Below are 22,617 nucleotides of genomic sequence, written 5' to 3'. Positions count from 1 at the left end.
CCCATGTTCGGCTTCGGCAAGGACGACACGCATTCGCTGACCATGGATCAGCCGCATCCCGACAGCCTGCTCGATACGGGCGTGCAAGGGGTGATTTCCAAACCGCTCGACCGGGTGGACGGGCCGAAAAAGGTGACGGGCACCGCCACCTATGCCGCGGAATATGCCATCGAGAATATCGCGCACGGCGTGCTGGTCGGCGCGACCACGGGCCATGCCAAGGTCAAGGCGATCGACGCCGATGCGGTGAAGAGCATCCCCGGCGTGATCGACGTCATCACCGACTATGCCAGCTTCATCCGCAACCCGCAGCAGGGCGGCGAGACCGAGGCCCCGACCCAGGGCGTCCGCACCGTCGACTATTTCGGCGAGATCATCGCGATCGTCATCGCTGAGAGCTTCGAGGTCGCGCGCGACGCCGCCAAGCGGCTGAAGGTCGAATATGAACCGCTCGACGGGGTGTTCGATTACGAAGCGAACAAGGATCAGGCGGAACCCGCCCCCGATGGCCTGATCAAGGGCCATTACGACCAGGGCGATTTCGACAAGGCGTTCGACAATGCCGCGGTCAGGATCGACGTCACCTATACCACCCCCAGCCAGAATGCGGCGGCGATGGAGCCCCATGCCTCGATCGCGGTGTGGGAAGAGGGCGCGCTGACGCTGTACGGCGCCTATCAGATGCCGACCTCCGACGCGCAGCAGCTCGCCAAGGCGCTGGGCGTGTCGCAGTCCAAAGTGCGGATCATCTCACGCTATATCGGCGGCGGCTTCGGCGCGAAGCTGGGCATCGCCCCCGAAAGCGTCGCCGCCGCCATCGCCGCCAAGCGACTGAACCGTCCGGTCAAGGCAGTGATGCTGCGCCAGCAGGTGTTCGACGCGACCGTCCGCCGCTCCAACACCGAACAGCGGATGCGGCTGGGGGCCGAAGCGGGCGGGCGGATCGTGGCGCTGGGGCATGAAGCGATCACCGCCAACCTGCCGGAGGAGGATTTCTTCGAGCCCGTCGGGATCGGCACGCATTTCCTCTATGCGGGCGAGAATCGGCGGATCAACCATGACGTGGCGCGGCTGAACTTGCTGCTTTCGGGCTCGATGCGCGCGCCGGGCGAGGCGGTCGGCATGGTCGGCCTGGAATGCGCCATGGACGAACTGGCCGAGGCGATCGGCATGGATCCGATCGACCTTCGCAAGGTCAACGATCCCGAGCAGGATCCCGAACTGAACGTCCCCTATTCATCGCGCAACCTGACCCGTTCGCTGGAGGAGGGCGCGAAGCATTTCGGCTGGGACAAGCGGCAGGCGGCAGGCCAGCGGCGCGAGGGCGACTGGCTGATCGGCATGGGCGTCGCCGCTGCCTGTCGCTCCAACCAGTTGCAGCAGTCCGCCGCCAAGGTGGAACTCCACCCTGACGGCAGTGCGACGGTATCCTCGGCGATGACCGATATCGGCACGGGCAGCTATACGATCATGGCACAGATCGCCGCCGAGATCCTGGGCCTGCCGGTCGAGCGGGTGACGATGGCGCTGGGCGACACCAACGATCCCCCCGCCGCCGGGTCGGGCGGATCCTGGGGTGCGGCATCGGCCGGGTCCGCCGTGTACCTCGCGGCCGAGCGGGTGCGCGAGAAGCTGGCCAAGGCGATGGGCGTCAAAGCGGACGGCCTGACGCTGAAGGACGGCATGGCGATCGGCGACAATCGCTCGGTGCCGCTAACCGAATTGGTCGGCAAGGACGGCCTGTCCGCGATCGGCGAGATCAAGCCGGGCCAGCAGGAGAAGCAGTTCAGCCAAGCGAGTTACGGTGCGCATTTCGCCGAAGTCGGCGTCAATGTCGTCACCGGCGAAGTGCGGGTGCGGCGGATGCTGGGCGTGTTCGCGGCGGGACGGGTGCTCAACGCCAAGACGGCGCGCTCGCAATGCCTGGGCGGCATGACCTTCGGCATCGGCACCGCGCTGACCGAGGAACTGATCCACGACCCGCGCACCGGCAAGCTGGTGAATCATGATCTGGCCGAGTATCATGTGCCGGTGAACGCCGACGTCCCCCAGATGGAAGTCCATTTCCTCGACGAGCGGGACATCCATGCCAATCCGATCCACGCCAAGGGCATCGGCGAACTCGGCATCTCGGGCGCGGCCCCGGCCGTGGTCAACGCCATCTACAACGCCACCGGCATCCGGGTGCGCGAGATGCCGGTGACGCTCGACAAGCTCCTCGAGCACCTGCCGGCGCTTTGATGAGCGACAATGAACGGGTTCTGGCCGCCGCGCGCGAATGGCGCGGTGCGCCGATGGCGATTGCGACGGTGGTGTCGACCTGGGGGTCGGCACCACGTCCGCGCGGCAGCCACATGCTGGTCCATGCCGATGGCCGGTTCGAGGGATCGGTCTCGGGCGGCTGCGTCGAGAATGACATCCTCCACACCGCCGCAGAGGTGATCGCGGGCGCGCCGTTCCAGGTAAAGCGCTACGGCGTGGCGGATGCCTCCGCCTGGGAAGTCGGTTTGCCCTGCGGCGGCGAGATTGCCGTGATGGTCCAGCCGGTGTCGGCGGACGGCTTCGATCCCGAACTGTTCGACCGGATCGCCGACGCTCGGGAACAGGGCCGCTCGCTGACCGTCACCACCGACCTCGCCACCGGCAAGGCGGACCTTCGCCCGATCGAGACGGGCGAAGTCTTCGCCAACCGCTATGACCCGCCACGCCGCTTGCTGATCGTGGGCGCGGTGCAGATCGCGCAGAGCCTGGCACAGCTTGCGCAGACGCTGGGCATCGAGACGGTGGTGATCGACCCGCGCGCGCGCTTCCTCACGCCGGAACGCTTTCCCGGCGTGACGCTGGACGATCGCTGGCCCGACGAGGCGGTCGCCGCCTATGCCCCCGGCCCCGCGACCGCCGTGGTGACGCTGAGCCACGATACCAAGATCGACGACCCGGCCCTGGTCGCTGCGCTCGCCCATCCCACCGCCTATGTCGGCGCGCTGGGGAGTCGGCGCAGCCATGCCGCGCGGCGGGAGCGTCTGGCGGCGATGGGCGTTTCCTTGTCAACGATCGACCGGATCGATGGCCCTGTCGGCCTCGATATCGGCGCGATCGGCCCGTCGGAGATCGCGCTGTCGATCGCGGCGGCGATGATAGGAGCCTTTCATGATCGACGCTGAGGATGTGGTTCTGGTCCTGCTCGCGGCGGGACAATCGAGCCGCTTCGGACTGGAGAACAAGCTGGAGGCCGAATTTCTCGGCAAGCCAGTAGGCTTCCATGTCACCACCGCGCTGGAGAGCATTCCCTTTGCCGACCGGATCGTCGTGACCGATGGCTGCCAACTCGACTTCGCCTCGCGCGGCTACCGTGTGATCCACAATGACGATGTCGCGCGGGGCATGTCCTTCTCGCTGCATCTCGGCATCCGGGAGGCGATCAAGACCGCGCCCAAGGCGATCCTGATCGCGCTGGCCGACATGCCGCGCGTGACCGCAGCGCATATCTATCGCCTGTTCGACGCCTTTGACGGACCGGACGCGGTCGTCGTGTCGAGCAATGGCGAGCATCCGACCCCGCCGGGCGTCTTCGGCGCGGGCCGGTTCGACGACCTGTTGAAGCTGGAGGGCGACGAGGGCGGCCGTAAGCTGGTCGCCGGCGGACGCCATGTCGTCACCGCCCCCGCCGAGCTGATCGACATCGACACGCCGGAGGATCTGGAAAGGCTACGCCAGCTCGTCCACGCGCCCGAGCGGATCACTCGTGGCGTAGCGCATCGATCGGATTGAGCGCCGCCGCACGCCGCGCGGGGAAATAGCCGAACACCACCCCGATCACCGCCGAAATCGCAAAGGCGACGATGTTGATCTGTGGATCGAACGTCCATGGCACCTGCATCACCGGCACCAGCACCGCGATGATCGCCTGCGCCAGGATCAGGCCGACGATCCCGCCCAGGCAGGACAGCACCACCGCCTCGACCAGGAATTGCATCAATACCTCGCGTGCGACCGCCCCGATCGCCAGGCGGATCCCGATCTCGCGCGTCCGTTCGGTAACGGACACCAGCATGATGTTCATGATGCCGATGCCGCCGACCACCAGACTGATCGCCGCAACCGCCGCGACGATCCGGGTCAGCATCGTCGTCGTGCTGGTCAGCGTGTCGCTGATCTGCTTGGTGTCGAAAACGTTGAAATCATCTTCCTTGCCGCCCGAGATGTTGCGTCGTTCGCGCAGGAGATCGGTGAGCGAAGCCTGCACCGCCGCCGTCGAATAGGCCTGGTCGACGCCGACCAGCATCAGGCGGATATCGCGGCTGCCAGTGAAGCGGCGCTGGACCGCCTTGATCGGCATGAGGACCACATCGTCCTGGTCGCCGAACCCGCCCTGCCCGCGCGTGGTCAGCACGCCGATCACGTCGCAACTGATCGCGCCGATGCGGAACCGCTTGCCGACCGCGTCGGTGCTGGGGAACAGGTTCTTCCGCACGGTATTGCCAATGATGCACACCGCCTTGCCCGCCCCCTGCTCCGCCGGGGTCCAGAGCCGCCCCGAGGCCAGCGGCCAGGGCTGCACGGTGAAATAGCCGAGCGTCGTGCCGGTCACGGTGGTCGACCAGTTCGCGCCCTCATAGATGGCGGTGGCGGTCGTCTGCGCCTGGGGCGCGACCGCCGTCACGCCGGCGATCTGGTCGGCGATCGCCTCGACATCCTCCGGCTTGAAGTCGGGCGGACGCGGACCGCCACCGCCCCGCCCGAACCCCTGGCCGGGGCGAACCTGGAGGATGTTGGTGCCCAGTGATGAGATCGACTGCTGCACCGCCGCCGTGGTCGCCTTGCCCAATGTCACCATGGTCACGACCGCGCCGACGCCGATCACGATGCCGAGTGTCGTCAGGAAGGAGCGGAGCAGATGCCGCCGGATCGACCGGATCGCGAGAAGAAGCGTGGTCCCGAACATCAGTGCCCATCCATTTCCGGCACGACGCCGGGCCGATGCTGCGCCTCGATCCGCTCGACCAGCCCGTCCTTGAAATGGATGACGGTGCGCGCGAACGCCGCCATGTCCGGTTCATGCGTGACCATCAACACGGTGATGCCGCTGTCCTGGTTGAGCCCGGTGAGAAGCTCCATGATCTCCACCGAGCGTTCGGAATCGAGATTTCCGGTCGGCTCGTCGGCGAGCAGCACGTCGGGGCTGGTGACGATGGCGCGCGCGATCGCGACACGCTGCTGCTGTCCGCCCGACAACTCGGCAGGGGTGTGGTCCCACCATTGGTCGAGCCCGACCTTCTCCAGCGCGGCCATGCCGAGTTCGCGCCGCGTCTTCTTGTCCTCGCCCCGATAGACCAGGGGCAGCTCGACATTCTCCAGCGCGGTGGTGCGCGACAGCAGGTTGAACCCCTGGAACACGAAGCCGAGATAGCGCCGCCGGAGCATCGCCCGCTGGTCGCGGTCGAGCGTCTCGACATGATGGCCGCGGAACAGGAAGCTGCCGCCGCTCGGCACGTCGAGGCAGCCCAATATGTTCATCGTCGTCGACTTGCCCGATCCCGATGGCCCCATCACCGCCACGAAATCGCCCGCCGCGATGTCCAGATCGACGCCCTTCAGGGCCTGGAACTGGGTCGCGCCGCTGCCATAGACCTTGGTGACGTCGCGCAGGCGGATGAGGGGGGCGTCAGCGGCCACCACCACCCCCGCCGCCCTGTCGGCCCTGACGGCGCTGGCCTGGCTCGCGCGCGGCGCTCTGGTCGCCCGACAACTGGGCGGTGATCACCTCCATGCCCGGTTTCAGCCCGCCCGACAGCACTTCGGTCATCGATCCGTTGGTGTCGCCGGTCACGATCTGGATCGGCTGCGGCTTGCCGTCGCTGCCCTTCACATAGACCGTCTGGGTCGCGCCGCGCTGTACGGTCGCGGTGCGTGCCGCGCGATCACGGCGCGGACGGAAGGTCAGCGATCCGGCGATGCCGCCGCCACCCTGCCCCGCACCGTCCGACGGCTGGAAGCGCAAAGCCGAATTGGGGATCAGCATGACGTTCTGCTTGGCCGAGGTCACGATGTCCGCCGTCGCAGTCATGCCGGGGCGCAGTTGCAGGTCGGGATTGGCGACCGTCAGGTCAGCGGCGTAGCTGACCACCTGCCCCGTGGTCGATGTGCTGCTGGCCGTCGAGGACGAGGAGGAGGTCGCCGCGCTGACCGTCAGGTTCGAGCCCAGATCGACCCGCGTGATTGTCGCCGGGAAGGTCCGTCCGGGAAAGGCGTCGACGGTGAAGTCGGCCTTCTGCCCCACCTTCACCTCGCCGACATCGGCCTCGTCGATGGCGACCTCCAGCTTCATCTTGGTCAGGTCTTCGGCGATGACGAACAGGGTCGGCGTGTTGAACGACGCCGCGACCGTCTGGCCGGGATCGACCTGCCGCGCCAGCACCACGCCCGAGACGGGCGAGCGGATGATCGCGCGTTGCCGCTGGGTCTGCGACTGGGCGAGCTGCGCGCGGGCGGCGGCGACATTGGCCTCCGCCACCCGTAGCGCCGCGACCGCGCGCTGGGCATTGGCACGCCCGGTCTGAAGCTCGGTTCCCGACGGCACGCGTCCGTTCGACAGCTTATAGACCTCTTCCAGTCGACGAAGCTGCGCCTGGGCCTCGGAAACGGTCGCCTGCGCCTGCGCGACCTGCGCCTGATTGGCGGTCAACGTCGCCTGCGCCGCACGGATCTGGTCATCGATCTGTTCGGGGTCGATCAGCGCGAGCGCCTCGCCCGCCTTCACCCGGTCGTTCACATCGACGACGACCTTGGTCACGAGGCCCGAAAGCTGCGAGCCGACCGTCACCTGATTGGTCGGGGCCAGTTTGCCGGTCGCCGAGACGGTGACGGTCAGGTTGCCGCGGGTGACCGGAACCGTCGCATAGCCCGTCCGGTCCGAACCGCCCAGACAGCTTTTCAGCAGCACCGCCAGCAGCACGACGCCCAGGACGACGACGCCCCATTGCCCCCATTTGCGCCAGCGGGGCTGCGGCTTTACGCCCAGGAAATCGTCGAGAGTCTGATCGGCCATCAGCGGTTGTCCGGGGTTTGGGGGGCGCGCGGCGGCGCTTCGGGAATGGTGTTCGCGTCCCATCCGCCGCCGAGCGCGGCGAATAGCGACACTTGCGCGGTCGCCGCGTCGGAGCGGGCCTGAACCAGTCCATTCTCCGCCGAGAGCAGCGCCGCCTCCTGCTGCGACAGGGTGGTGAAATCGGTCAGGCCCGACCGATACTGGCTGCGCGCCAGCAGGGCCGAGTTGCGGGCGGCGTCGAGCTGGATCGCGAATTGCCGTTCCCGCTCGCGCGCGGTGTTGAGCGCGACGATGGCGTTCTCGACATCCTCCAGCGCGGTCAGCACGGTGCCCTGATAAGCGGCATAATTCTGCTCGGCGAGGGCCTGTGCGTTGCGGACCTGGCTGCGCAGGCGGCCGCCGTTGAAGATCGCCTGGGTCAGCCCGGCGAACAGGCTGCCGGTGATCGCGTCGCCGAGCGACCCGAGACTGGTCGCCGCGGTGTTGATATTCCCGGACATCGCAAGCGCGGGATAGAGGGCTGCCTGCGCCACCCCGATCCGCGCGGTCGCGGCGGCAAGGTTGCGCTCGGCCGCGCGTACGTCCGGGCGGCGGCGCAATATGTCCGCCGGGATGCCGACCCCGATCACGGCGGGGCCCTGCGGGATCGGCCGGACCACCTCCAGCCGGGCCTTGAGCGCGCCGGGAGCCTGGGCGGTCAGCACGCCCAGGCGCGACACGGCGGCATTATATTGCTGCTCGATCGTGGGGATGGTTGCGGCGGTCTGCGCACGCTGCCCCCGCGCCTGTTCGGCATCGAGCGAGGAGACAAGGCCGGCGCGCACCCGGAAGCCCGCAATCTCCAGATTATCGTCCTGCAACGCCAGGCTGGCCCGCGCATTGGCGAGCTGCGCCTGATAGGCCCGCGCGAGCACATAGTTGCGCGCCAGCTCGCTCTCGACCGTCAGCAGCGTGGCGGCATAGGTGAACCCGGCCCCTTCATAGGTCGCGCGCGTCGCCTCGACGGTGCGACGCAGTTCGCCGAACAGGCCGAGCTGATAGCTGGCCGACAGGCCGACGGTGTAGCTGTTGCTGCCGCCGCCACCGCCGGTATCGACCACCGTGCCGTCGGGCAGGGTAAAGCTGCGCCCGCCGCCGCGCAGATTCTCGTTGCGCTGATAGCCGGTCGAGCCGGAGACGGTCGGGAGCAGCGAGGAACGGCTCTGGACCAGGCTTTCGCGCGCCTGGCGCAGCCGGGCGACCGCCTGCACGACGTCCGTATTGGCGACCACCGCCTGCTCGACCAGTTCGGCCAGCAGCGGATCGTTGAACGATCGCCACCAGCGGCCGAGATCCTGCGCCTGCGCATTGACGGCGGGCACCGACCATGTGTCGGGCACTCCCAGCGTCCGCGGCGCGGCGGGATGATAATCGGGACCGACCGTACAGCCGGACAGGGCGGCTGAGGCCAGAAGAAGGACGCGGGCGCGAGGCTTCATGGCCGCGAACCTGCCCGGCGGTCGCGGTCACGTCCAGTCCGTTTATGTCGCAAATTGTGACGAACAAAGGAAATTGCCGTCACAGGAAGACGCGGGGATCCTCCCCGTGAAGCCGCCGGGCTGCTCCCCCCTGCCAGAGGAGATGGCGAGCAGCAGACCCGAGAAAGGGGCATCGCCGTCCGCGATCGCCCCTTGCAGGGGAGGAATTCTAAGGACTTACCGCCCCACCCAGTCCGACACCTGCTGCGCCACCTGGTTTGCCGCCTGGTTGAGCGCGGGCCCGACGCTCTGGCTGTCGATCTTGCCGACCGGCACCCGCGCCTCGAAACGGCGCTTCTCGACGACGGTCTGGCCGTCGCGGATCAATGCCGCGTCATACAGGACCACCGCATCGCGCCGGGTCGCATCCAGGCCGAACTGGCGCAGTTCGCCGCCCAGCCGGTCGCCCGGATCGGTCACCGATTCACGCGCCGACAGCACGACACGCCCCGCCCGCGCGGTCAGCGTGTCCGCCATCAGCCGCGCGAACAGCCGCGACGGCGGCTCGGCCCATTGCGCATCCTTCACATAGGCGATGCTGGTCGCATTCTCCTGCACGGGCACGCGGGCCGTCGCCAGTTCCTGCGGCACGGTCGGCACCTGGATGGTGATCGACTTGCCACGCCCCGAATCCTGCGTCTGGCCCACCACCGGCGCCGACTGCGCCTGCAAGGTCAGCAACGAGGGCGGCGGCTTCGCGCCGAAGCTGATGCAGCCCGCCAGCGGAAGCGAAGCCATCAGAACGATCAGCGGAGTCTTCATGACGGTCCTCATCGGCTTCCTCACTTGCCCTTATAGTCCGGCAGCTTCTGCTGCCCGATCAGCGACCCGGCCCCCTGCTGGTCGACCTTTTCGGCGACCGCCGACAGCGACTGGGTCATCACGCGCAGGTCACGCACCAGACGATCCACCTCCGGCACGGTCTGCTTGGAGAAGGTCTGCAGGCCCGGCCGCGCATCGCCGATCGCCGAGTTCAGCGTGTCGGCGCTCTTCTGGGCCGAGGCGATCGCCTTGTTCAGATTGGCCATGGTCGGCTTCACATCCTCGGCCAGCAGGCCGTTCGTCGTCGCCGCCAACTGCCCGATCGACTGGGCCGCGTCACCCGCCTGCTGGATCGCCACGCGGGTCTGCGCCAGCGTCGCGGCGATCTCCGGCCCGCGATCGGCCAGCGCGTCGGTCAGGCGGTTGGTGTTGTCGAGGATGCCCGCGATCGACGCCTGGTTGCGGTCGGACAGCAGGCCGGTCAGCCGCTCGGTCAGCGTCGACAGCCGCTCCAGCAACTGCGGCGCGGAATTCAGGATCGCGCCGATGCCGCCCTGCTTGGTCGGGATGACCGGCACGTCATAGGGGCAGACGGTCCGGTTCTCGGGCGTCGGGCAGGCGATCGGCGGCGCGCCCTTGCGTGCGCCGTCCAGCGAGATGGTGCTGGTGCCGGTGAAGCTGGCCGAGATCGATGCGGTCGTGCCCTGAAGGATCGGCGTCTGGTCGTTGACCGCGACGCGCACCCGCACGAACTGCGGATCGGGGCGCCACAGCGCGATTTCCTTCACCTGTCCCGACGGCACGCCCGAATAGGTGACCGCCGAGCCCTTCGCCAGGCCGTCCACCGACTGGCGGAAGAAGATGTCATATTCCTTCTCCGACGTGCCGCCCAGCCGGGCGATCCAGACGGTGAAGATGGCCAGCACTGCGAGCAGGATCAGCACGACAGAGCCGACTAGGACGTGGTTCGAACGGGTTTCCATCAGCGTGTCCCTGCTTCGCCTCTCGCATGGGCATCGGCCGCATTCCCCTGCGAATGCTGGCCGGTGGAATGGGCTTCGACTTCGGTGGGGTGGCGCGCCGCCTCCGTGTCGGTCGAACGGGGCCGGACATCGGCGACCTCGTCCTTGGCGGCGATGGCGGCACGGCCGCGTGGCCCCTTGAAATATTCCTCGATCCACGGATGATCGAGCGCGATCAGTTCGTCGATCGTGCCGACCGCGATCACCTTCTTGTCCGCCAGCACCGCCACCCGGTCGCAAATGGCATAGAGCGTGTCGAGGTCGTGGGTGATCAGGAAAACGGTCAGCCCCAATGTCTTCTGGAGCGACGCGATAAGCTGATCAAAGGCCGCAGCACCGATCGGATCGAGGCCCGCAGTCGGTTCGTCGAGGAACAGAAGCTCCGGGTCCAGCGCCAGCGCGCGGGCAAGCCCTGCGCGCTTCTTCATGCCGCCCGACAGCTCGGCCGGGTATTTGGGCCCCGCATCGGCGGGAAGGCCAGTCATCACCACCTTGTAGGAGGCGATCTCGTCCATCAGCGCCGGGGGCAGCTCGCGGTAGAATTCGCGCAAAGGGACCGCGACATTCTCGGCGACGGTCAGCGTCGAGAACAACGCCCCGCCCTGGAACAGCACGCCCCAGCGCTTGCGCACATCGACCGCCTCGGTTGCGTCGCGGCCGATGGTCGGCTGGCCGAACACGGTGATGTCGCCCTCATCGGGGGTCTGGAGGCCGATGATCGTGCGCATCAGCACCGACTTGCCGGTGCCCGAGCCGCCGACCACGCCCAGTATCTCGCCCTTGCGCACGTCCAGGTCGAGCCCGTCGTGAATGACCTGCTCGCCGAAGCTGTTGCGCAGGCCCCGGACCCGGATGAGGATATCGTCCTGCTCGGCCATCAATCCCATCCGATCCAGGTGAAGAAGACCGCGAAGAACGCGTCGAGCACGATAACGAGGAAGATCGCCTGCACCACCGCCGCCGTGGTGCGCAGGCCGACCTGCTCGGCGTCGGACTTGACCTGCATCCCCTGGAAACAGCCCGCGATCGCGATGATCGCGCCGAACACGGGGGCCTTGATCAGGCCGACATACAGGTCGGTGATCGGCACCACCTCGCGGATGCGCGCGATGAAGGTGACGGGCGGGATGCCCAGCGACACCGCGGCCAGGAAACATCCGCCGATCATCGCGATCAGCGAGGAATAGAAACCCAGCAGCGGCATCAGCGTCACCGCCGCCAGCGTGCGGGGCAGCACCAGCGCCTCCATCGGCGAAACGCCGATGACGCGCATCGCATCGATCTCCTCGGTCAGCTTCATCGTGCCGAGCTGCGCCGCGAAGGCCGAGCCCGACCGCCCCGCGACCATGATCGCGGTCATCAGCACGCCCAGTTCGCGCAGCGTCAACCGGCCGACGAGGTTGATCGTGAACACCTCCGCGCCGAACTGGCGAAGCTGGACCGCGCCCTGTTGCGCGATGACGATGCCGATCAGAAAGCTCATCAGCCCGACGATCGCCAGCGCGGTGACGCCGACCGTCTCGAACTCATGCACCACCGCATTGAAGCGGAAACGGCGTGGATGGCGAATCACCGCCAGCGCCGCCAGCGTCGTCGCCCCCATGAAGCCCAGCAGGCCGTAGAGCGTCTGGAACGCCGCGACCACCGCGTCGCCCACCTCGCCAGCCACCCGCGCAAAGGGGCTGACGCCCGCAGGCCGCATCGCCACCGGCTGATCCGCCTCGACCACCTTGTCGATCAGGTGGCGCTGATCGTCGTTCAGCCCTTCGATCCGCGCATCGTTGCGGGCGGCAAAACGGTGGATCAGCCAGGCGCCGACCGTGTCGATCCGTTCCACCTGCGACAGGTCGAGGCGTCGGACGGCCCCATCCTCGCGGTCCAGCCGCTCGGGCAGGTCGCCCAGCGTCGCCAGCGACAGACTGCCGGTGAAACGCAGGGCGCCACCGTCCGCCGGGTCGTGCTGATAATCGGCCTTGGCGTTCATCACCTGCCTCTTTGGGGGAAAGCGGGGGCATCGACAAGGCGCTTCGTTCCAACGACGAATCGTGCCCGGAGATTAATTATACCAGGTCGTGACGTTTTCAAAGCAGCCTGTCCACCATGTGAAGGATCAGGCCGACGCTGCCGCCGACCAGCGTTCCGTTGATGCGGATATATTGAAGATCGCGGCCGACCGCGTTTTCCAGCCGCGACGTCACGGTCTGGGCATCCCAGCCGCGCACCGTTTCCGACACCAGCCGGACGATGCCGTCGCCATAATCGGCCGCAATTCCCACCGCCGCCCGGCGGACGAACCGATTGATCGTCGCCGCCAGCCGGGGATCGCCCTGCAATGTCTGGCCCAGGTGGCGCAGCGTGTCGCCCAGCCGCCCGGCGGTCACCGCCTCCGGGTCGCGCGCCAGCCGGAGCAGCGCCTCGCGCGCCTGCTCCCATAGGCCGTCGAGCCAGCGCTGCATCGCCGGATTGGCGATCAACTCGTCCTTCATTGCCTCCACCCTCGCACGGGTGCGGCGGTCGTGTTGCAGGTCCCAGGCCAGGCGATCGAGCCCTTCCTCGATCTTCAGGCGCAGCGGATGCTCACGATCCTCCGCGACATCGTGGAGCAGCTTGTGCAGCCCGTCGATCAGCTTGTCGGCGAGCGTCTCGTCCAGTCCGGTCCAGCGCAGGATCGCCCCGGCCCGCTCATGCACCATCGCACGGACGATGGGTTCATTCGCCTCCAGCGCCTTCGCCGCCCAGCGCAGCACCGCATCCATGAGGGGCAGATGCCGTCCCTCGGCGATCGTCGCCTTCAGGAGCTGGCCCAGGATCGGCGACACCTCGGTCGCGCGCAGCCGTGATCCGATGCCCGCCTTGACCATCCCGCCCAGCCGCTGCGGGTCGAAGGCAGTCAGCATCTCGGCGAACAGGCGTGACGCGCCGCGCCGGATGCGCCCGCCCTCCTGCGGCGGTTGCGCCAGCCAGCGCCCCGCCGCCCCCGCCACGTCGAGCCGAACCATCCGGCGTGCGACGACGCGTGGAATCAGGAAGTTGGCGCGCAGGAAACTGGCCAGCGTCTCGCCGATCCGGTCCTTGTTGCGCGGCACGATCGCGGTATGCGGGATGGGCAGGCCCAGAGGGTGGCGGAACAGAGCCGTGACCGCGAACCAGTCGGCCAGTCCGCCGACCATCGCCGCCTCGGCAAAGGCGCGGACGAAGCCCCAGGCGGGGTGGATCGGCTGGGCCGCGCGGGCGACGAGAAACAGGGCCGCCATGCACAGCAGCAGTCCCGTCGCCACGACCCGCATCTTGCGCAGGGCGGGCGGAACGGGCTGGCTACCCCCCGGTCGCGCGGTCACTTCCATCATTCATGACAATTCGCGAGCCGCGGCTTTGTTCAAGAGGAATCTTTCCCGAGCGTAACGAAATCGGGCGCCAGGCCCGTGAAGGACGCCCCTCACTCCGCCGGATCGTAACCCAGCTTTCCCGGCGCGGGGGGCAGCGCGGGGCCGCCCGCTGGCCCCTCGATCACTGGCCCCGCCCCCCGTTCGTCGCCGGGCGTGTAGGTCAGCAGGCGCCGGCCGAGGCGCGGACCGATCCAGCGCTCGATGCCGACCGCTAGGCTGAACGCCGCGGGCACGATCAGCAGGGTCAGGATGGTCGACAGCGCCAGGCCGCCGATCACCGTCACGCCCATCGGGCTGCGCCACGATCCGTCGCCGCCCAGCGACAGCGCGGTCGGGACCATGCCCGCGACCATCGCGACCGTGGTCATCACGATCGGCTGGGCACGCTTGTGGCCCGCATCGAGCACCGCATCGCGGATCGGCACGCCCTTGGCGATCTCCTCCAACGCGAAGTCGATCAGCAGGATCGAGTTCTTGGCGACGATGCCCAGAAGCATCAGCAACCCGATATAGACCGGCAGCGACAGCGGGTTGCCGCTGAAATACAGCGCCAGCAATCCGCCCAGCGGTGCCAGGAGTAGCGAGGCCATGTTGACGAAGGGCGGCAGGAAGCGGCGATAGAGCAGCACCAGCACCGCGAAGACCAGGAAGACCGCCGAGATGATCGCGGTGAAGAAGTTCTTCATCATCTCCGCCTGCATCTTGGCCTGGCCCAGCACCATCTCGCTGACCCCCATGGGCAGGTTCTTCATGACCGGCAGGTCGTGGACCTTCTTCATCGCGTCGCCGCTGATCAGGCCCTTGGCCAGGTCGGCGCCGACCGTCACCTGCCGCCGCTGGTTCACACGGTCGATCTGCGTCGGCCCCGCGCCCAGGCCGATATCGGCGACGACGCTCAGCGGCACCGAGCCGCCGGTCTGGGTCTGCACCGGCAGGTTCTGGATGGTCGACAGCCGCGCGCGGGCATTCTGGTCCAGCGCGACGCGGATCGGCACCTGACGATCCGACAGCGAGAAGCGCGCCGAATTCTGGTCGATATCGCCCAAAGTCGCGATGCGGATCGCGCTCGACAGCGCCTGCGTCGTCACGCCCAGATTGGCCGCGAGGTCGAGGCGCGGGCGGATCACGATTTCCGGCCGGTCGAGATTGCCGACGATGCGCGGTGCGACGAGGCCGGGGATCGTCCCCATCTGCTCGACGATCTGGTTCGCGGTCCGGCGCAGCACCGCGGGGTCGTCGCCGCCCAGCGTGATGGTCAGGTCGCGCCCGCTCGATCCCCAGCCGAACTGCGACTGGAACGACACGCGCGCATCGGGAATCGCCGCCAACTGGCCCGCCAGCGAGCGTTCGAAGTCGGTGCTCTTCATCGAGCGATCCTCCTTCAGCGTCGCGACCACCCGGCCATTGCCAACGCTGGTGCGCGAATAGACCGATTCGACATCGGGCTGTTTCTTCAGGAACGCGGCGACGCGGCGGACGACCTGATCGGTCTGGGCCAGCGTGGTGCCGGGCACCATCTCGATCTTGGCGACCGCCTGGTCATTGTCCTGCGGCGGCTGGAAGGTCTTGGGAATGATCGCGAACATCGCGACGGTCAGCATAAAGGCGCCGAAGCCGATGCCGATCACCCACAGGCGATGGTCGCGGAACCGACCCAGGATGCGACGGCCCCCCCCCCGCCGCACCCCGTCGGCCGGCCGGTCATAGCGCAGCGACCAGCGCAGCGTCGCCATATAGGCGTCCATCAGCCACCCTTCGCCGTGGCTGGCATGGCCCGCCGACTTCAGGAAATAGGCCGCGATCATCGGCGTGATCATGCGTGCCACCGCCAGGCTCATCAGCACCGAGACGACGACGGTCAGGCCGAAATTCTTGAAATACTGGCCCGGCACGCCCGGCATGAGGGCGACCGGCAGGAACACCGCGACGATCGCCATGGTGGTGGCGAGCACCGCCAGGCCGATCTCGTCCGCCGCGTCGATCGACGCCTGATAGGCGGATTTGCCCATGCGCATGTGGCGGACGATATTCTCGATCTCCACGATCGCGTCATCGACCAGCACGCCCGCCACCAGGCTGAGCGCGAGCAGGGTCATCTGGTTCAGCGTGAAACCCAGCAGATCCATGAACCAGAAGGCGGGGATCGCCGACAGCGGGATGGCCAGCGCCGATATCACCGTCGCGCGCCAGTCGCGCAGGAAGAGGAAGACGACGATGACGGCCAGTACCGCGCCCTCGATCATCGCGTGGATGGCGCTCTCATATTGCGCCTCGGTATATTTCACGCTGTTCGAGCGGAGGACGAACTTCACCTCCGGGTTGCGCTTTTCCAGCTCCTTCAGCTTGGCGACCGCGCCGTTATAGACGCTGACGTCCGAGGCGCCCTTGGCCCGCTGGAAATCGAAGCTGATGACCTGTCGCCCGTCGACCGCCGCCTGCGAACGCTGTTCGGCATAAAGGTCGCGGACGGTGGCGATGTCGGCCAGTCGCACGGTGCGCCCGCCGCGCACATTGATCTGGGTCTGGCCGAGGTCATAGGCGTTGCGCGCATTGCCCAGCACGCGGACCGCCTGCTCGGTGCCCGCGATCTCGGCGCGGCCACCGGCGGCGTTGAGGTTGGTCATGCGAAGCTGGGCATTGACCTCGCTGGCGGTCAGGCCCTGCGCCTGCAACTTCAGCGGATCGAGGATGACGCGGATCTCGCGCGTCACGCCGCCGTTGCGGATGACCTTGGAGAGCCCGGGAACCGACAACAGCTCCTTGGTGACATTGTTGTCTATGTACCAGCTCAACTGCTCCGGCGTCATGTTGGACGCGATCGCCGAATAGCTGGCCAGGTCGTTATCGGTTGAATCGATGCGGATCACCTGCGGCTCGAGGATTCCGTCGGGCAGCATCGAGCGGATCTGGGTGATCGCGTCCCGCGCGTCGCTGACCGCGCGGTCGATCGGCGTGCCGATGTCGAGCTGGACCAGGGTCTGCGACTGCCCCTCGGTCACGGTCGAGGTGATCTGATCGACGCCCTGGAGGTTCCGCAACGCCGCCTCGACCCGCTGGGTGACCTGGGTCTCCAGTTCGGTCGGGGCCGCACCCGGCTGGTTGACGAGGACGACGACGATCGGGAAGTCGATATCGGGGTCGTTGTTCACGTCCATCCGCATGAAGCTGACGATCCCAGCCAGCGTCAGCGCGACGAACAGCACGATCGGCGGAACGGGGTTCCGAATCGCCCAGGCCGAGATGTTGCGGAAACTCATGTCACTTGGCCTCCCGGCCCTCGAGGATCGGGTGGACCGCCTGGCCCACCGCCAGGAAGCCACCCGCCGAGCGCACCACCCGCTCCGTCCCGGTCAGGCCCGAGGCGATGGTCACGCCGTCGTCGGACACCTGCCCGATCTTGATGTCGCGGCGCGCCACCTTGTTGTCGGCGCCGACGATGTAGACGAAGCTGCCCTTGTCGTCGCTCTGGATCGCCGAGTCCGGCAGGACCGGCGCACGGCCCGCACCGCCGCGAATCGTCGCCGACGCGAAACCGCCCGGACGCAGCGCCGGGTCATAGGCCAGCGCGATGCGCGCCACGCCCTGGCGAGTCTGGGGATCGATGACCGGCGACACCTGCCACACCTCGCCCTTGAAGCTCTTGTCGCCGCCGACCGGCGTGACCGTGGCGGGCGCCCCGACGGCGAGGCCGACTAGATCGGTCTCGGCGAGTTGGGCGCGCAGCTCCATCTGGCCGCCCATCGCCATGCGGAACAGGACGCCGGACCCCGAACTGACGATCTGCCCCGGCTCGGCGGCGCGGGTCAGGATCAGGCCCTCGGCGGGCGCGCGGATATCCAGGCGACCGTTGCGCGCCTGCGCTTCCTTATAGGTCGCCTGCGCCGCGCGGACGCGGGCGGCGGCGGCATCCCGGGTCGCCGCCCGCCGCTGGAGATCGGCCTTGGAGATGAAACCGCGATCGACAAGCTGCTGCGCACGGTCGAGTTCGGCCTGCGCGATCTGCTGGTCAGACTGGGCGACGGCGACCTGGGCCGACAGAGCGGAGGCGGTCTGCGTCTGGACCGAGCGGTCGACGGTCGCCAGCACCTGTCCCGCGCGGACCCACTGGCCCGGTTCGACCAGGACGCGGGTGATCATGCCGCCCTCGCCCGCGACGCCGACGGGCATCTCGCGACGCGCGGCCAGCGTGCCGGTGGCGGAGATCACGCGGCTGACCGCCTGCTGCCCCGGCACGACGACGGTGATGTTGGGCACCTGCGACGCCGATCCGGCTGCGGCCGAATCGTCATGCTTCTTCGGGCCGAACATCCACCATCCCGTTAGCGCCAGCACCAGGACCACCACGACGATGCCGATCCAGCGCCCCCGCCCGGTGGTCTTCGGCCCCTCCAGCCCCAGTTGCCGGCCGCTACCGATCGCCCCCGTCTCGTAATCCATGTCCGTCATCGATCCCCAGTCCGCATCCATCGTGCGCATGATTCCGCGCAGGAGGCGCTGTTCGCCACCGTGTTATAGGAACATAGCACACCACTCAAGACTCTTTCCCTAATCTCGATCATGGCGGCTCCAAGATGACGGCCATGCGTTGACGCCGGGCTTCGGTCTGGCGCGTTCATCGCGCGTTCTGCCGCGAGACTGCAAAGCCCCGACAACATCACAAGGGAGATGATGATGAGAAAGTTCATGTTGGCCGCCATGGTGGTGCCCGCGATTCTGCCGGGCGCGGCACTGGCCCAGGCCCTGCCCGCCCCGACCACGGTCGAGCCGCTGGTCCCTGCGGCAGGTACCGTCCTCGACGTCTCGGCCGAGGGGCGCACGACCCGCGTACCCGACCTCGCCACGATCCGGGCGGGCGTGGTCAGCCAGGGTGCGACCGCCGCCGCCGCCCTGTCGGACAATGCGCAGCGCATGGCCCGCGTACTGGCGGCGGTGAAGCGCGCCGGGGTCGCGGACCGCGACATCCAGACCGCGACCGTGCAGTTGCAACCGCAATATCGCTATGGCGACAATGTGCCGCCGACGATCACCGGCTATCAGGCGACGAACACGTTGAGCATCCGCTTCCGCGACATCGCCAGGTCGGGCACGGTGCTCGACGCGCTGGTGGCACAGGGCGCGAACCAGATCGACGGCCCCAATCTGTCGATCGACAATCCCGATGCCGCGCTCGATGAGGCGCGGACCGACGCGGTACGACGCGCCCGAGCCCGCGCCGAGCTCTATGCCAAGGCGGCGGGCATGCGCGTCGCGCGGATCGTATCGATCACCGAGAATGGCCAGGATGCCGGCGGACCGGAACGGCCGATGATGCTCCAGGCGATGGCCCGCGACGCCGCGCCCAAGACCAGCATCGCCCCCGGCGAGCGAGACGTGACGGTCAATGTTTCGGTCCGCTTCCTGTTGAACTGACGCCCCCGCCCCCATCGCCGGACCGGCATGGGGGCAAACCCGTCGCCTCGGGCATCAGGCTAGGACCCAATGCCTGACCATACCCGGAACATGAAAAAAGGGCCGCCCGGTCGCCCGGACGGCCCTTTTTGGTCCGCTCTGTGGCAGTGGATGCTTAGCGCACCCGACCGCGACGAACGAGGTTCACGATCGCGAGCAGGACGACGGCGCCCAGCAGCGAAACGAGGAACGAATAGAGCGACAGACCGGCATTGTTGATCGAGCCGCCGGCAAAGATCAGACCGCCGATGAACGCGCCGATGATACCGACGATGATGTTCAGGAAGATGCCCTGCTGGGCATCAGTACGCATGATGATGCTGGCCAGCCAGCCAATGACACCACCGATGATAAGCCACAGGATAATACCCATTGTCTTTCCCTCCGTTGGGCCCGCGAGCGGGACACGTAGGGCAAGACGTGCGAATGGTGATTATTGTTCCGTCCCCGTACCGTCGATTCGATGAAGCGTTGACTGTGTCAACGATTTAATCGGTCAGTATTTCTGCTGGCGCTCATAGAGCGAGCGATAATGCTGGATGCGGGTGACGCGCAGGCCGGGCATGCCGGAGCGATCGATGGCGCGCTGCCACCCCGCGAATTCCTCGACGGTCAGGCCATAGCGGTCGCACACCTCGTCCACCGACAAAAGGCCGCCATTGACGGCCGCGACCACCTCCGCCTTGCGGCGGACGACCCAGCGGGTCGTGCTGGGCGGCGGCAGGCTTTCGAGCGTCAGCGGTTCGCCGAGTGGCCCGATTACCTTTGCGGGGCGGATTTTCTGGTTTTCGATCATTATGCAACCTCGTCGGGGCTCCCCACCCCATGTCCGTCTACATTTCGTCTTCAAGGACCTTTGTAACACCGGCCCTTGAACATCGCCTAAAACCGGAAGGTTAACGCATCATTCAATCCTGCTCCACAGCGTCAGAGCCCGTGCCACCTGGCCGTTGAACGCCCCGTCCAGCGGCGCGAACAGCACCGGATCGACAGGCGCACGGGCGAAACCCGCCTGTACCGCCGCGGTCCGGCTCGCCGCCTGTCGCGCTGTCGCCCCGACCATTAGCACCGCCAGATCGGGCGGCAACACGGTCAGTTCGGTTTCCCGTTCGAACCGGGTAAAGCTAAGGTCCAAAAGCGTGATCCGTTCTGTTGATCAGCCCTCTTGCTAACCACTGGGTATGAAAGCCGGGTAAAGGCAGGAAAGCATTCCGCCTTTTTTTCATCCCGGCGTCATCCCTGCGGGGGTCGTCACGGCGCATTCTTTGCATGCTCCATCGGAAAAGCGTATGGGACAGCCCATGGAGCAGATGGTGGATTTTCAGCTTGGGGGCGATCCCCGGGCGCGGCGGATCGTGGTGGCGATGTCGGGTGGCGTCGACAGTTCGGTCGTGGCCGCGCTCGCCCATGCCACGGGGGCCGAGACGATCGGCGTCACGCTCCAGCTTTACGACCATGGCGAGGCGGTGGGCCGCGCGGGGGCTTGCTGTGCGGGGCGCGACATTCGCGACGCGCGCGCGGTGTGCGACCGGCTGGGCATCGCACATTATGTCTTTGATCACGAAGACAGTTTCCGAACCCAGGTGGTGGATCGCTTCGCCGACGAATATCTGGCGGGACGCACCCCGATCCCTTGCGTCCAGTGCAATATGGGCCCGAAATTCACCGACCTGCTGACGCTCGCCCGCGATCTGGGCGCCGATTGCCTGGCGACCGGCCATTATGTCCGCCGGGTCGAGGGGGCGGCCGGTGCGGAACTGCATCGCGGGGCCGATCCGGCGCGCGACCAGAGCTATTTCCTGTTCGCCACGACCCAGGCGCAGCTCGATTTCCTGCGCTTCCCGCTCGGCGCCCTGCCCAAGTCGCGGGTGCGTGAGATAGCCGCCGAACTGTCCCTGAGCGTCGCGGCCAAGCCCGACAGCCAGGATATCTGCTTCGTGCCCGATGGCGACTATGCCGGACTGGTCCGCAAGCTGCGCCCCGAGGCCGAGACGCGCGGCGACATCGTCGACCTGTCCGGCGCCAAGCTGGGCGAGCATCGCGGCCTGATCCATTACACGGTCGGCCAGCGGCGCGGGCTGGAGATCGGCGGCAGCCCCGAGCCGCTCTATGTCGTCCGGCTGGAACCCGAGACGCAGCGCGTCGTCGTCGGCCCGCGCACCGCGCTGGCGGTCGAGGCGGCGCGGCTCACCGCCATGAACATATTGGGCCCGCTCGACGGCCCGCTCTTCGCCAAGGTCCGCTCGATGGCCAGGCCGGTCCCGGCGCGGATGGTCGGCGACCGACTGGTCTTCGACGCGCCCGAATATGGCGTCTCGCCCGGCCAGGCGGCGGTGCTGTATGACGGCGATCGGATCCTGGGCGGCGGCTGGATCGCGGAAACCGAGGCGGCACGCATCGCGGCCTGAGGCGTTCGGACAGCCATGACCGGACCGACCATCGAAGAGCTGCGCCGCCAGATGGAAGCGGCCGCCGAACGCCTCGATTTCGAGGAGGCACGCGCCCTGCGCGATCGGATCAATCTGCTGCGCGGCGGGGCGGAGGATGCCGATGTCGACACCAGCGGCCTGACCCGCCAGCAACCCGGCGCAATGGGGCTGGGCACCAGCCAGTCCCGTCCCGAACGCCCGGCCGGCTGGGTGCCGCCCAGGAAGCCCGATCCGATGACCAAGGGACGTGGGCGACGCCAGGGATAAAGGCCTGCCGGTTACCGCCGCGCGGCAAATGCTCCGCGATATTCGGGCTTCACGGCCGCGATGATCGACCGGGTAACCGGCAACGTCACCTCATACGCCCCCTCGGCATAGGAGCCTGCGACATAAGGATCGGCGATCAGGCCGATCCGATCGATTGCGCGGCCGTTGCTCGACCCCAGCAACAGGGTCAGGTCCTTGACCGGCGGACAGACGTTCATCGACGAGACGCTGCCCTGATTGCGCCGCCGCTGCTCGGCCCGGAGGCGCGCGCAATAATCGGTGCGCACGGCCGCCTGGAGCGCGGCCCCCGATCCGAAGACCGATTTCGGCTCCAGCCGCCGCGCCGCCCGCTTGTCCCAGACCAGCCCATAGGAGGCGGGCGAGCCGTGCGCGCCACCAGTATAGTCGTAACTGTCGCCCGACAGGCTCAGGAAGCGCGGCGTTTGCGTCACGAGCTTCCAGCTCTTGTCGAAGGAATAACGACGATAGGGATAACCGGCCTTGCGCGCCTCGCGCCGCGCCGCTGCGCCATCGCGCGCGGTCTTGGCCTGGAGCCGGGCACGATCGGCGTCGAGCCAGTTCTTCAGTCCCGCGATCCGCGTCGCGGCGGCGGGATAGCCATAGCTGAATTCGTAATCGGCGGTCTTCGCCTTGCTCGACACGTCACTCGCGATCGCCGGACCACTTATCGCGGTCAATATCAGGGCGGCCGTCAACCTGCGCATCATCCGTCTCCCT

The 22,617-nt window shown here is 67.6% G+C and carries 21 protein-coding genes; 6 read left to right on the top strand and 15 right to left on the bottom strand.

All coding sequences use genetic code 11. The features are described from left to right. Positions 1 to 3: 3 nt before the first annotated feature. Genes ABDV78_RS07155 through ABDV78_RS07145 form a run of 3 tightly spaced genes read left to right on the top strand, consistent with a single transcriptional unit; the run spans position 4 to position 3,771 of the window. A complete protein-coding gene (locus tag ABDV78_RS07155) occupies positions 4 to 2,241 on the top strand; it encodes a xanthine dehydrogenase family protein molybdopterin-binding subunit (RefSeq protein WP_343526677.1) in 2,238 nt (745 codons plus the stop codon). After that, entirely contained in the window at positions 2,241 to 3,164 is a 924-nt protein-coding gene (locus tag ABDV78_RS07150) for an XdhC family protein (RefSeq protein WP_343526675.1), read from the top strand. The genes ABDV78_RS07155 and ABDV78_RS07150 overlap by 1 nt, the downstream gene beginning before the upstream one ends. Continuing rightward, positions 3,151 to 3,771: a nucleotidyltransferase family protein gene (locus ABDV78_RS07145; RefSeq protein ID WP_343526674.1), complete on the top strand. Its 621-nt coding sequence runs from the start codon at positions 3,151 to 3,153 to the stop codon at positions 3,769 to 3,771. The genes ABDV78_RS07150 and ABDV78_RS07145 overlap by 14 nt, the downstream gene beginning before the upstream one ends. On the opposite strand, the gene ABDV78_RS07140 is transcribed toward ABDV78_RS07145, so the two are convergent. The 11 genes from ABDV78_RS07140 to ABDV78_RS07090 all read right to left on the bottom strand — a co-directional run bounded on the left by ABDV78_RS07140 (position 3,740) and on the right by ABDV78_RS07090 (position 18,172). Beyond that, positions 3,740 to 4,945 carry an ABC transporter permease gene (locus ABDV78_RS07140; protein ID WP_343526673.1) on the bottom strand — a complete coding sequence of 402 codons (1,206 nt, stop codon included), beginning with the start codon at positions 4,943 to 4,945 and terminating at the stop codon, positions 3,740 to 3,742. The genes ABDV78_RS07145 and ABDV78_RS07140 overlap by 32 nt on opposite strands. Next, on the bottom strand, positions 4,945 to 5,676 hold the full coding sequence (locus tag ABDV78_RS07135) for an ABC transporter ATP-binding protein (RefSeq protein ID WP_343526672.1): 732 nt from the start codon (positions 5,674 to 5,676) through the stop codon (positions 4,945 to 4,947). The genes ABDV78_RS07140 and ABDV78_RS07135 overlap by 1 nt, the downstream gene beginning before the upstream one ends. Further along, positions 5,666 to 7,048, bottom strand: a complete 1,383-nt coding sequence (locus tag ABDV78_RS07130; protein WP_343526671.1) for an efflux RND transporter periplasmic adaptor subunit — start codon at positions 7,046 to 7,048, stop codon at positions 5,666 to 5,668. Before ABDV78_RS07130 ends, ABDV78_RS07135 begins: the two co-directional genes overlap by 11 nt. Continuing rightward, the gene (locus ABDV78_RS07125; RefSeq protein ID WP_343526670.1) at positions 7,048 to 8,526 is read right to left on the bottom strand and encodes an efflux transporter outer membrane subunit; all 1,479 of its coding nucleotides are present in this window, start codon (positions 8,524 to 8,526) and stop codon (positions 7,048 to 7,050) included. The genes ABDV78_RS07130 and ABDV78_RS07125 overlap by 1 nt, the downstream gene beginning before the upstream one ends. 216 nt (positions 8,527 to 8,742) lie before the next feature. Further along, positions 8,743 to 9,327 carry an ABC-type transport auxiliary lipoprotein family protein gene (locus ABDV78_RS07120; protein ID WP_343526669.1) on the bottom strand — a complete coding sequence of 195 codons (585 nt, stop codon included), beginning with the start codon at positions 9,325 to 9,327 and terminating at the stop codon, positions 8,743 to 8,745. A gap of 20 nt (positions 9,328 to 9,347) precedes the next feature. Next, entirely contained in the window at positions 9,348 to 10,310 is a 963-nt protein-coding gene (locus ABDV78_RS07115) for an MlaD family protein (RefSeq protein WP_343526668.1), read from the bottom strand. Then, on the bottom strand, positions 10,310 to 11,227 hold the full coding sequence (locus tag ABDV78_RS07110; protein WP_343526667.1) for an ABC transporter ATP-binding protein: 918 nt from the start codon (positions 11,225 to 11,227) through the stop codon (positions 10,310 to 10,312). Before ABDV78_RS07110 ends, ABDV78_RS07115 begins: the two co-directional genes overlap by 1 nt. Next, on the bottom strand, positions 11,227 to 12,333 hold the full coding sequence (locus ABDV78_RS07105; protein WP_343526666.1) for an ABC transporter permease: 1,107 nt from the start codon (positions 12,331 to 12,333) through the stop codon (positions 11,227 to 11,229). The genes ABDV78_RS07110 and ABDV78_RS07105 overlap by 1 nt, the downstream gene beginning before the upstream one ends. Positions 12,334 to 12,430: 97 nt before the next feature. Then, positions 12,431 to 13,693 (bottom strand): DUF445 domain-containing protein, encoded by a 1,263-nt coding sequence (locus tag ABDV78_RS07100; RefSeq protein ID WP_343526777.1) that lies wholly within the window; start codon positions 13,691 to 13,693, stop codon positions 12,431 to 12,433. A gap of 92 nt (positions 13,694 to 13,785) precedes the next feature. Continuing rightward, entirely contained in the window at positions 13,786 to 16,992 is a 3,207-nt protein-coding gene (locus ABDV78_RS07095) for an efflux RND transporter permease subunit (protein ID WP_343526665.1), read from the bottom strand. 1 nt (position 16,993) lies between these two features. Beyond that, positions 16,994 to 18,172: an efflux RND transporter periplasmic adaptor subunit gene (locus ABDV78_RS07090; protein ID WP_343526776.1), complete on the bottom strand. Its 1,179-nt coding sequence runs from the start codon at positions 18,170 to 18,172 to the stop codon at positions 16,994 to 16,996. A gap of 246 nt (positions 18,173 to 18,418) precedes the next feature. On the opposite strand from ABDV78_RS07090, the gene ABDV78_RS07085 reads away from it, so the two are divergent. Continuing rightward, the gene (locus ABDV78_RS07085) at positions 18,419 to 19,144 is read left to right on the top strand and encodes an SIMPL domain-containing protein (protein ID WP_343526663.1); all 726 of its coding nucleotides are present in this window, start codon (positions 18,419 to 18,421) and stop codon (positions 19,142 to 19,144) included. 154 nt (positions 19,145 to 19,298) lie between these two features. Here the strand turns inward: ABDV78_RS07085 and ABDV78_RS07080 are convergent, their stop codons facing one another. The 3 genes from ABDV78_RS07080 to ABDV78_RS07070 all read right to left on the bottom strand — a co-directional run bounded on the left by ABDV78_RS07080 (position 19,299) and on the right by ABDV78_RS07070 (position 20,318). Further along, positions 19,299 to 19,556 (bottom strand): GlsB/YeaQ/YmgE family stress response membrane protein, encoded by a 258-nt coding sequence (locus tag ABDV78_RS07080; protein WP_343526662.1) that lies wholly within the window; start codon positions 19,554 to 19,556, stop codon positions 19,299 to 19,301. A 123-nt stretch (positions 19,557 to 19,679) separates the two neighbouring features. Then, the gene (locus tag ABDV78_RS07075) at positions 19,680 to 19,979 is read right to left on the bottom strand and encodes a DUF1153 domain-containing protein (RefSeq protein ID WP_267434254.1); all 300 of its coding nucleotides are present in this window, start codon (positions 19,977 to 19,979) and stop codon (positions 19,680 to 19,682) included. A gap of 108 nt (positions 19,980 to 20,087) precedes the next feature. Beyond that, complete coding sequence (locus ABDV78_RS07070) at positions 20,088 to 20,318, bottom strand: hypothetical protein (RefSeq protein WP_343526661.1); 231 nt, start codon at positions 20,316 to 20,318, stop codon at positions 20,088 to 20,090. Between the two features lie 175 nt (positions 20,319 to 20,493). On the opposite strand from ABDV78_RS07070, the gene mnmA reads away from it, so the two are divergent. Then, positions 20,494 to 21,591, top strand: coding sequence for a tRNA 2-thiouridine(34) synthase MnmA (gene mnmA / locus ABDV78_RS07065; protein ID WP_343526660.1), 1,098 nt, complete (start codon positions 20,494 to 20,496; stop codon positions 21,589 to 21,591). Positions 21,592 to 21,606: 15 nt separating this feature from the next. Next, complete coding sequence (locus ABDV78_RS07060) at positions 21,607 to 21,879, top strand: UvrB/UvrC motif-containing protein (RefSeq protein ID WP_343526659.1); 273 nt, start codon at positions 21,607 to 21,609, stop codon at positions 21,877 to 21,879. 11 nt (positions 21,880 to 21,890) lie between these two features. On the opposite strand, the gene ABDV78_RS07055 is transcribed toward ABDV78_RS07060, so the two are convergent. Next, positions 21,891 to 22,607, bottom strand: coding sequence for a DUF4163 domain-containing protein (locus tag ABDV78_RS07055; protein ID WP_343526658.1), 717 nt, complete (start codon positions 22,605 to 22,607; stop codon positions 21,891 to 21,893). Positions 22,608 to 22,617 lie beyond the last annotated feature (10 nt).

Source organism: Sphingomonas sp. (assembly GCF_039594485.1).
Taxonomy (GTDB): domain Bacteria; phylum Pseudomonadota; class Alphaproteobacteria; order Sphingomonadales; family Sphingomonadaceae; genus Sphingomonas.
This window is presented reverse-complemented; position numbering and strand designations above follow the sequence as displayed.

Excerpts from the sequence above, each read along its gene's own strand:
- ABDV78_RS07155 (WP_343526677.1), top strand. The coding sequence starts at position 4 with ATGTTCGGCTTCGGCAAGGACGACACGCATTCGCTGACCATGGATCAG.
- ABDV78_RS07150 (WP_343526675.1), top strand. The coding sequence starts at position 2,241 with ATGAGCGACAATGAACGGGTTCTGGCCGCCGCGCGCGAATGGCGCGGT.
- ABDV78_RS07145 (WP_343526674.1), top strand. The coding sequence starts at position 3,151 with ATGATCGACGCTGAGGATGTGGTTCTGGTCCTGCTCGCGGCGGGACAA.
- ABDV78_RS07140 (WP_343526673.1), bottom strand. The coding sequence starts at position 4,945 with ATGTTCGGGACCACGCTTCTTCTCGCGATCCGGTCGATCCGGCGGCAT.
- ABDV78_RS07130 (WP_343526671.1), bottom strand. The coding sequence starts at position 7,048 with ATGGCCGATCAGACTCTCGACGATTTCCTGGGCGTAAAGCCGCAGCCC.
- ABDV78_RS07125 (WP_343526670.1), bottom strand. The coding sequence starts at position 8,526 with ATGAAGCCTCGCGCCCGCGTCCTTCTTCTGGCCTCAGCCGCCCTGTCC.
- ABDV78_RS07120 (WP_343526669.1), bottom strand. The coding sequence starts at position 9,327 with ATGAAGACTCCGCTGATCGTTCTGATGGCTTCGCTTCCGCTGGCGGGC.
- ABDV78_RS07115 (WP_343526668.1), bottom strand. The coding sequence starts at position 10,310 with ATGGAAACCCGTTCGAACCACGTCCTAGTCGGCTCTGTCGTGCTGATC.
- ABDV78_RS07110 (WP_343526667.1), bottom strand. The coding sequence starts at position 11,227 with ATGGCCGAGCAGGACGATATCCTCATCCGGGTCCGGGGCCTGCGCAAC.
- ABDV78_RS07105 (WP_343526666.1), bottom strand. The coding sequence starts at position 12,333 with ATGAACGCCAAGGCCGATTATCAGCACGACCCGGCGGACGGTGGCGCC.
- ABDV78_RS07100 (WP_343526777.1), bottom strand. The coding sequence starts at position 13,693 with ATGGAAGTGACCGCGCGACCGGGGGGTAGCCAGCCCGTTCCGCCCGCC.
- ABDV78_RS07095 (WP_343526665.1), bottom strand. The coding sequence starts at position 16,992 with ATGAGTTTCCGCAACATCTCGGCCTGGGCGATTCGGAACCCCGTTCCG.
- ABDV78_RS07090 (WP_343526776.1), bottom strand. The coding sequence starts at position 18,172 with ATGGATTACGAGACGGGGGCGATCGGTAGCGGCCGGCAACTGGGGCTG.
- ABDV78_RS07085 (WP_343526663.1), top strand. The coding sequence starts at position 18,419 with ATGTTGGCCGCCATGGTGGTGCCCGCGATTCTGCCGGGCGCGGCACTG.
- ABDV78_RS07080 (WP_343526662.1), bottom strand. The coding sequence starts at position 19,556 with ATGGGTATTATCCTGTGGCTTATCATCGGTGGTGTCATTGGCTGGCTG.
- ABDV78_RS07075 (WP_267434254.1), bottom strand. The coding sequence starts at position 19,979 with ATGATCGAAAACCAGAAAATCCGCCCCGCAAAGGTAATCGGGCCACTC.
- mnmA (WP_343526660.1), top strand. The coding sequence starts at position 20,494 with ATGGTGGATTTTCAGCTTGGGGGCGATCCCCGGGCGCGGCGGATCGTG.
- ABDV78_RS07060 (WP_343526659.1), top strand. The coding sequence starts at position 21,607 with ATGACCGGACCGACCATCGAAGAGCTGCGCCGCCAGATGGAAGCGGCC.
- ABDV78_RS07055 (WP_343526658.1), bottom strand. The coding sequence starts at position 22,607 with ATGATGCGCAGGTTGACGGCCGCCCTGATATTGACCGCGATAAGTGGT.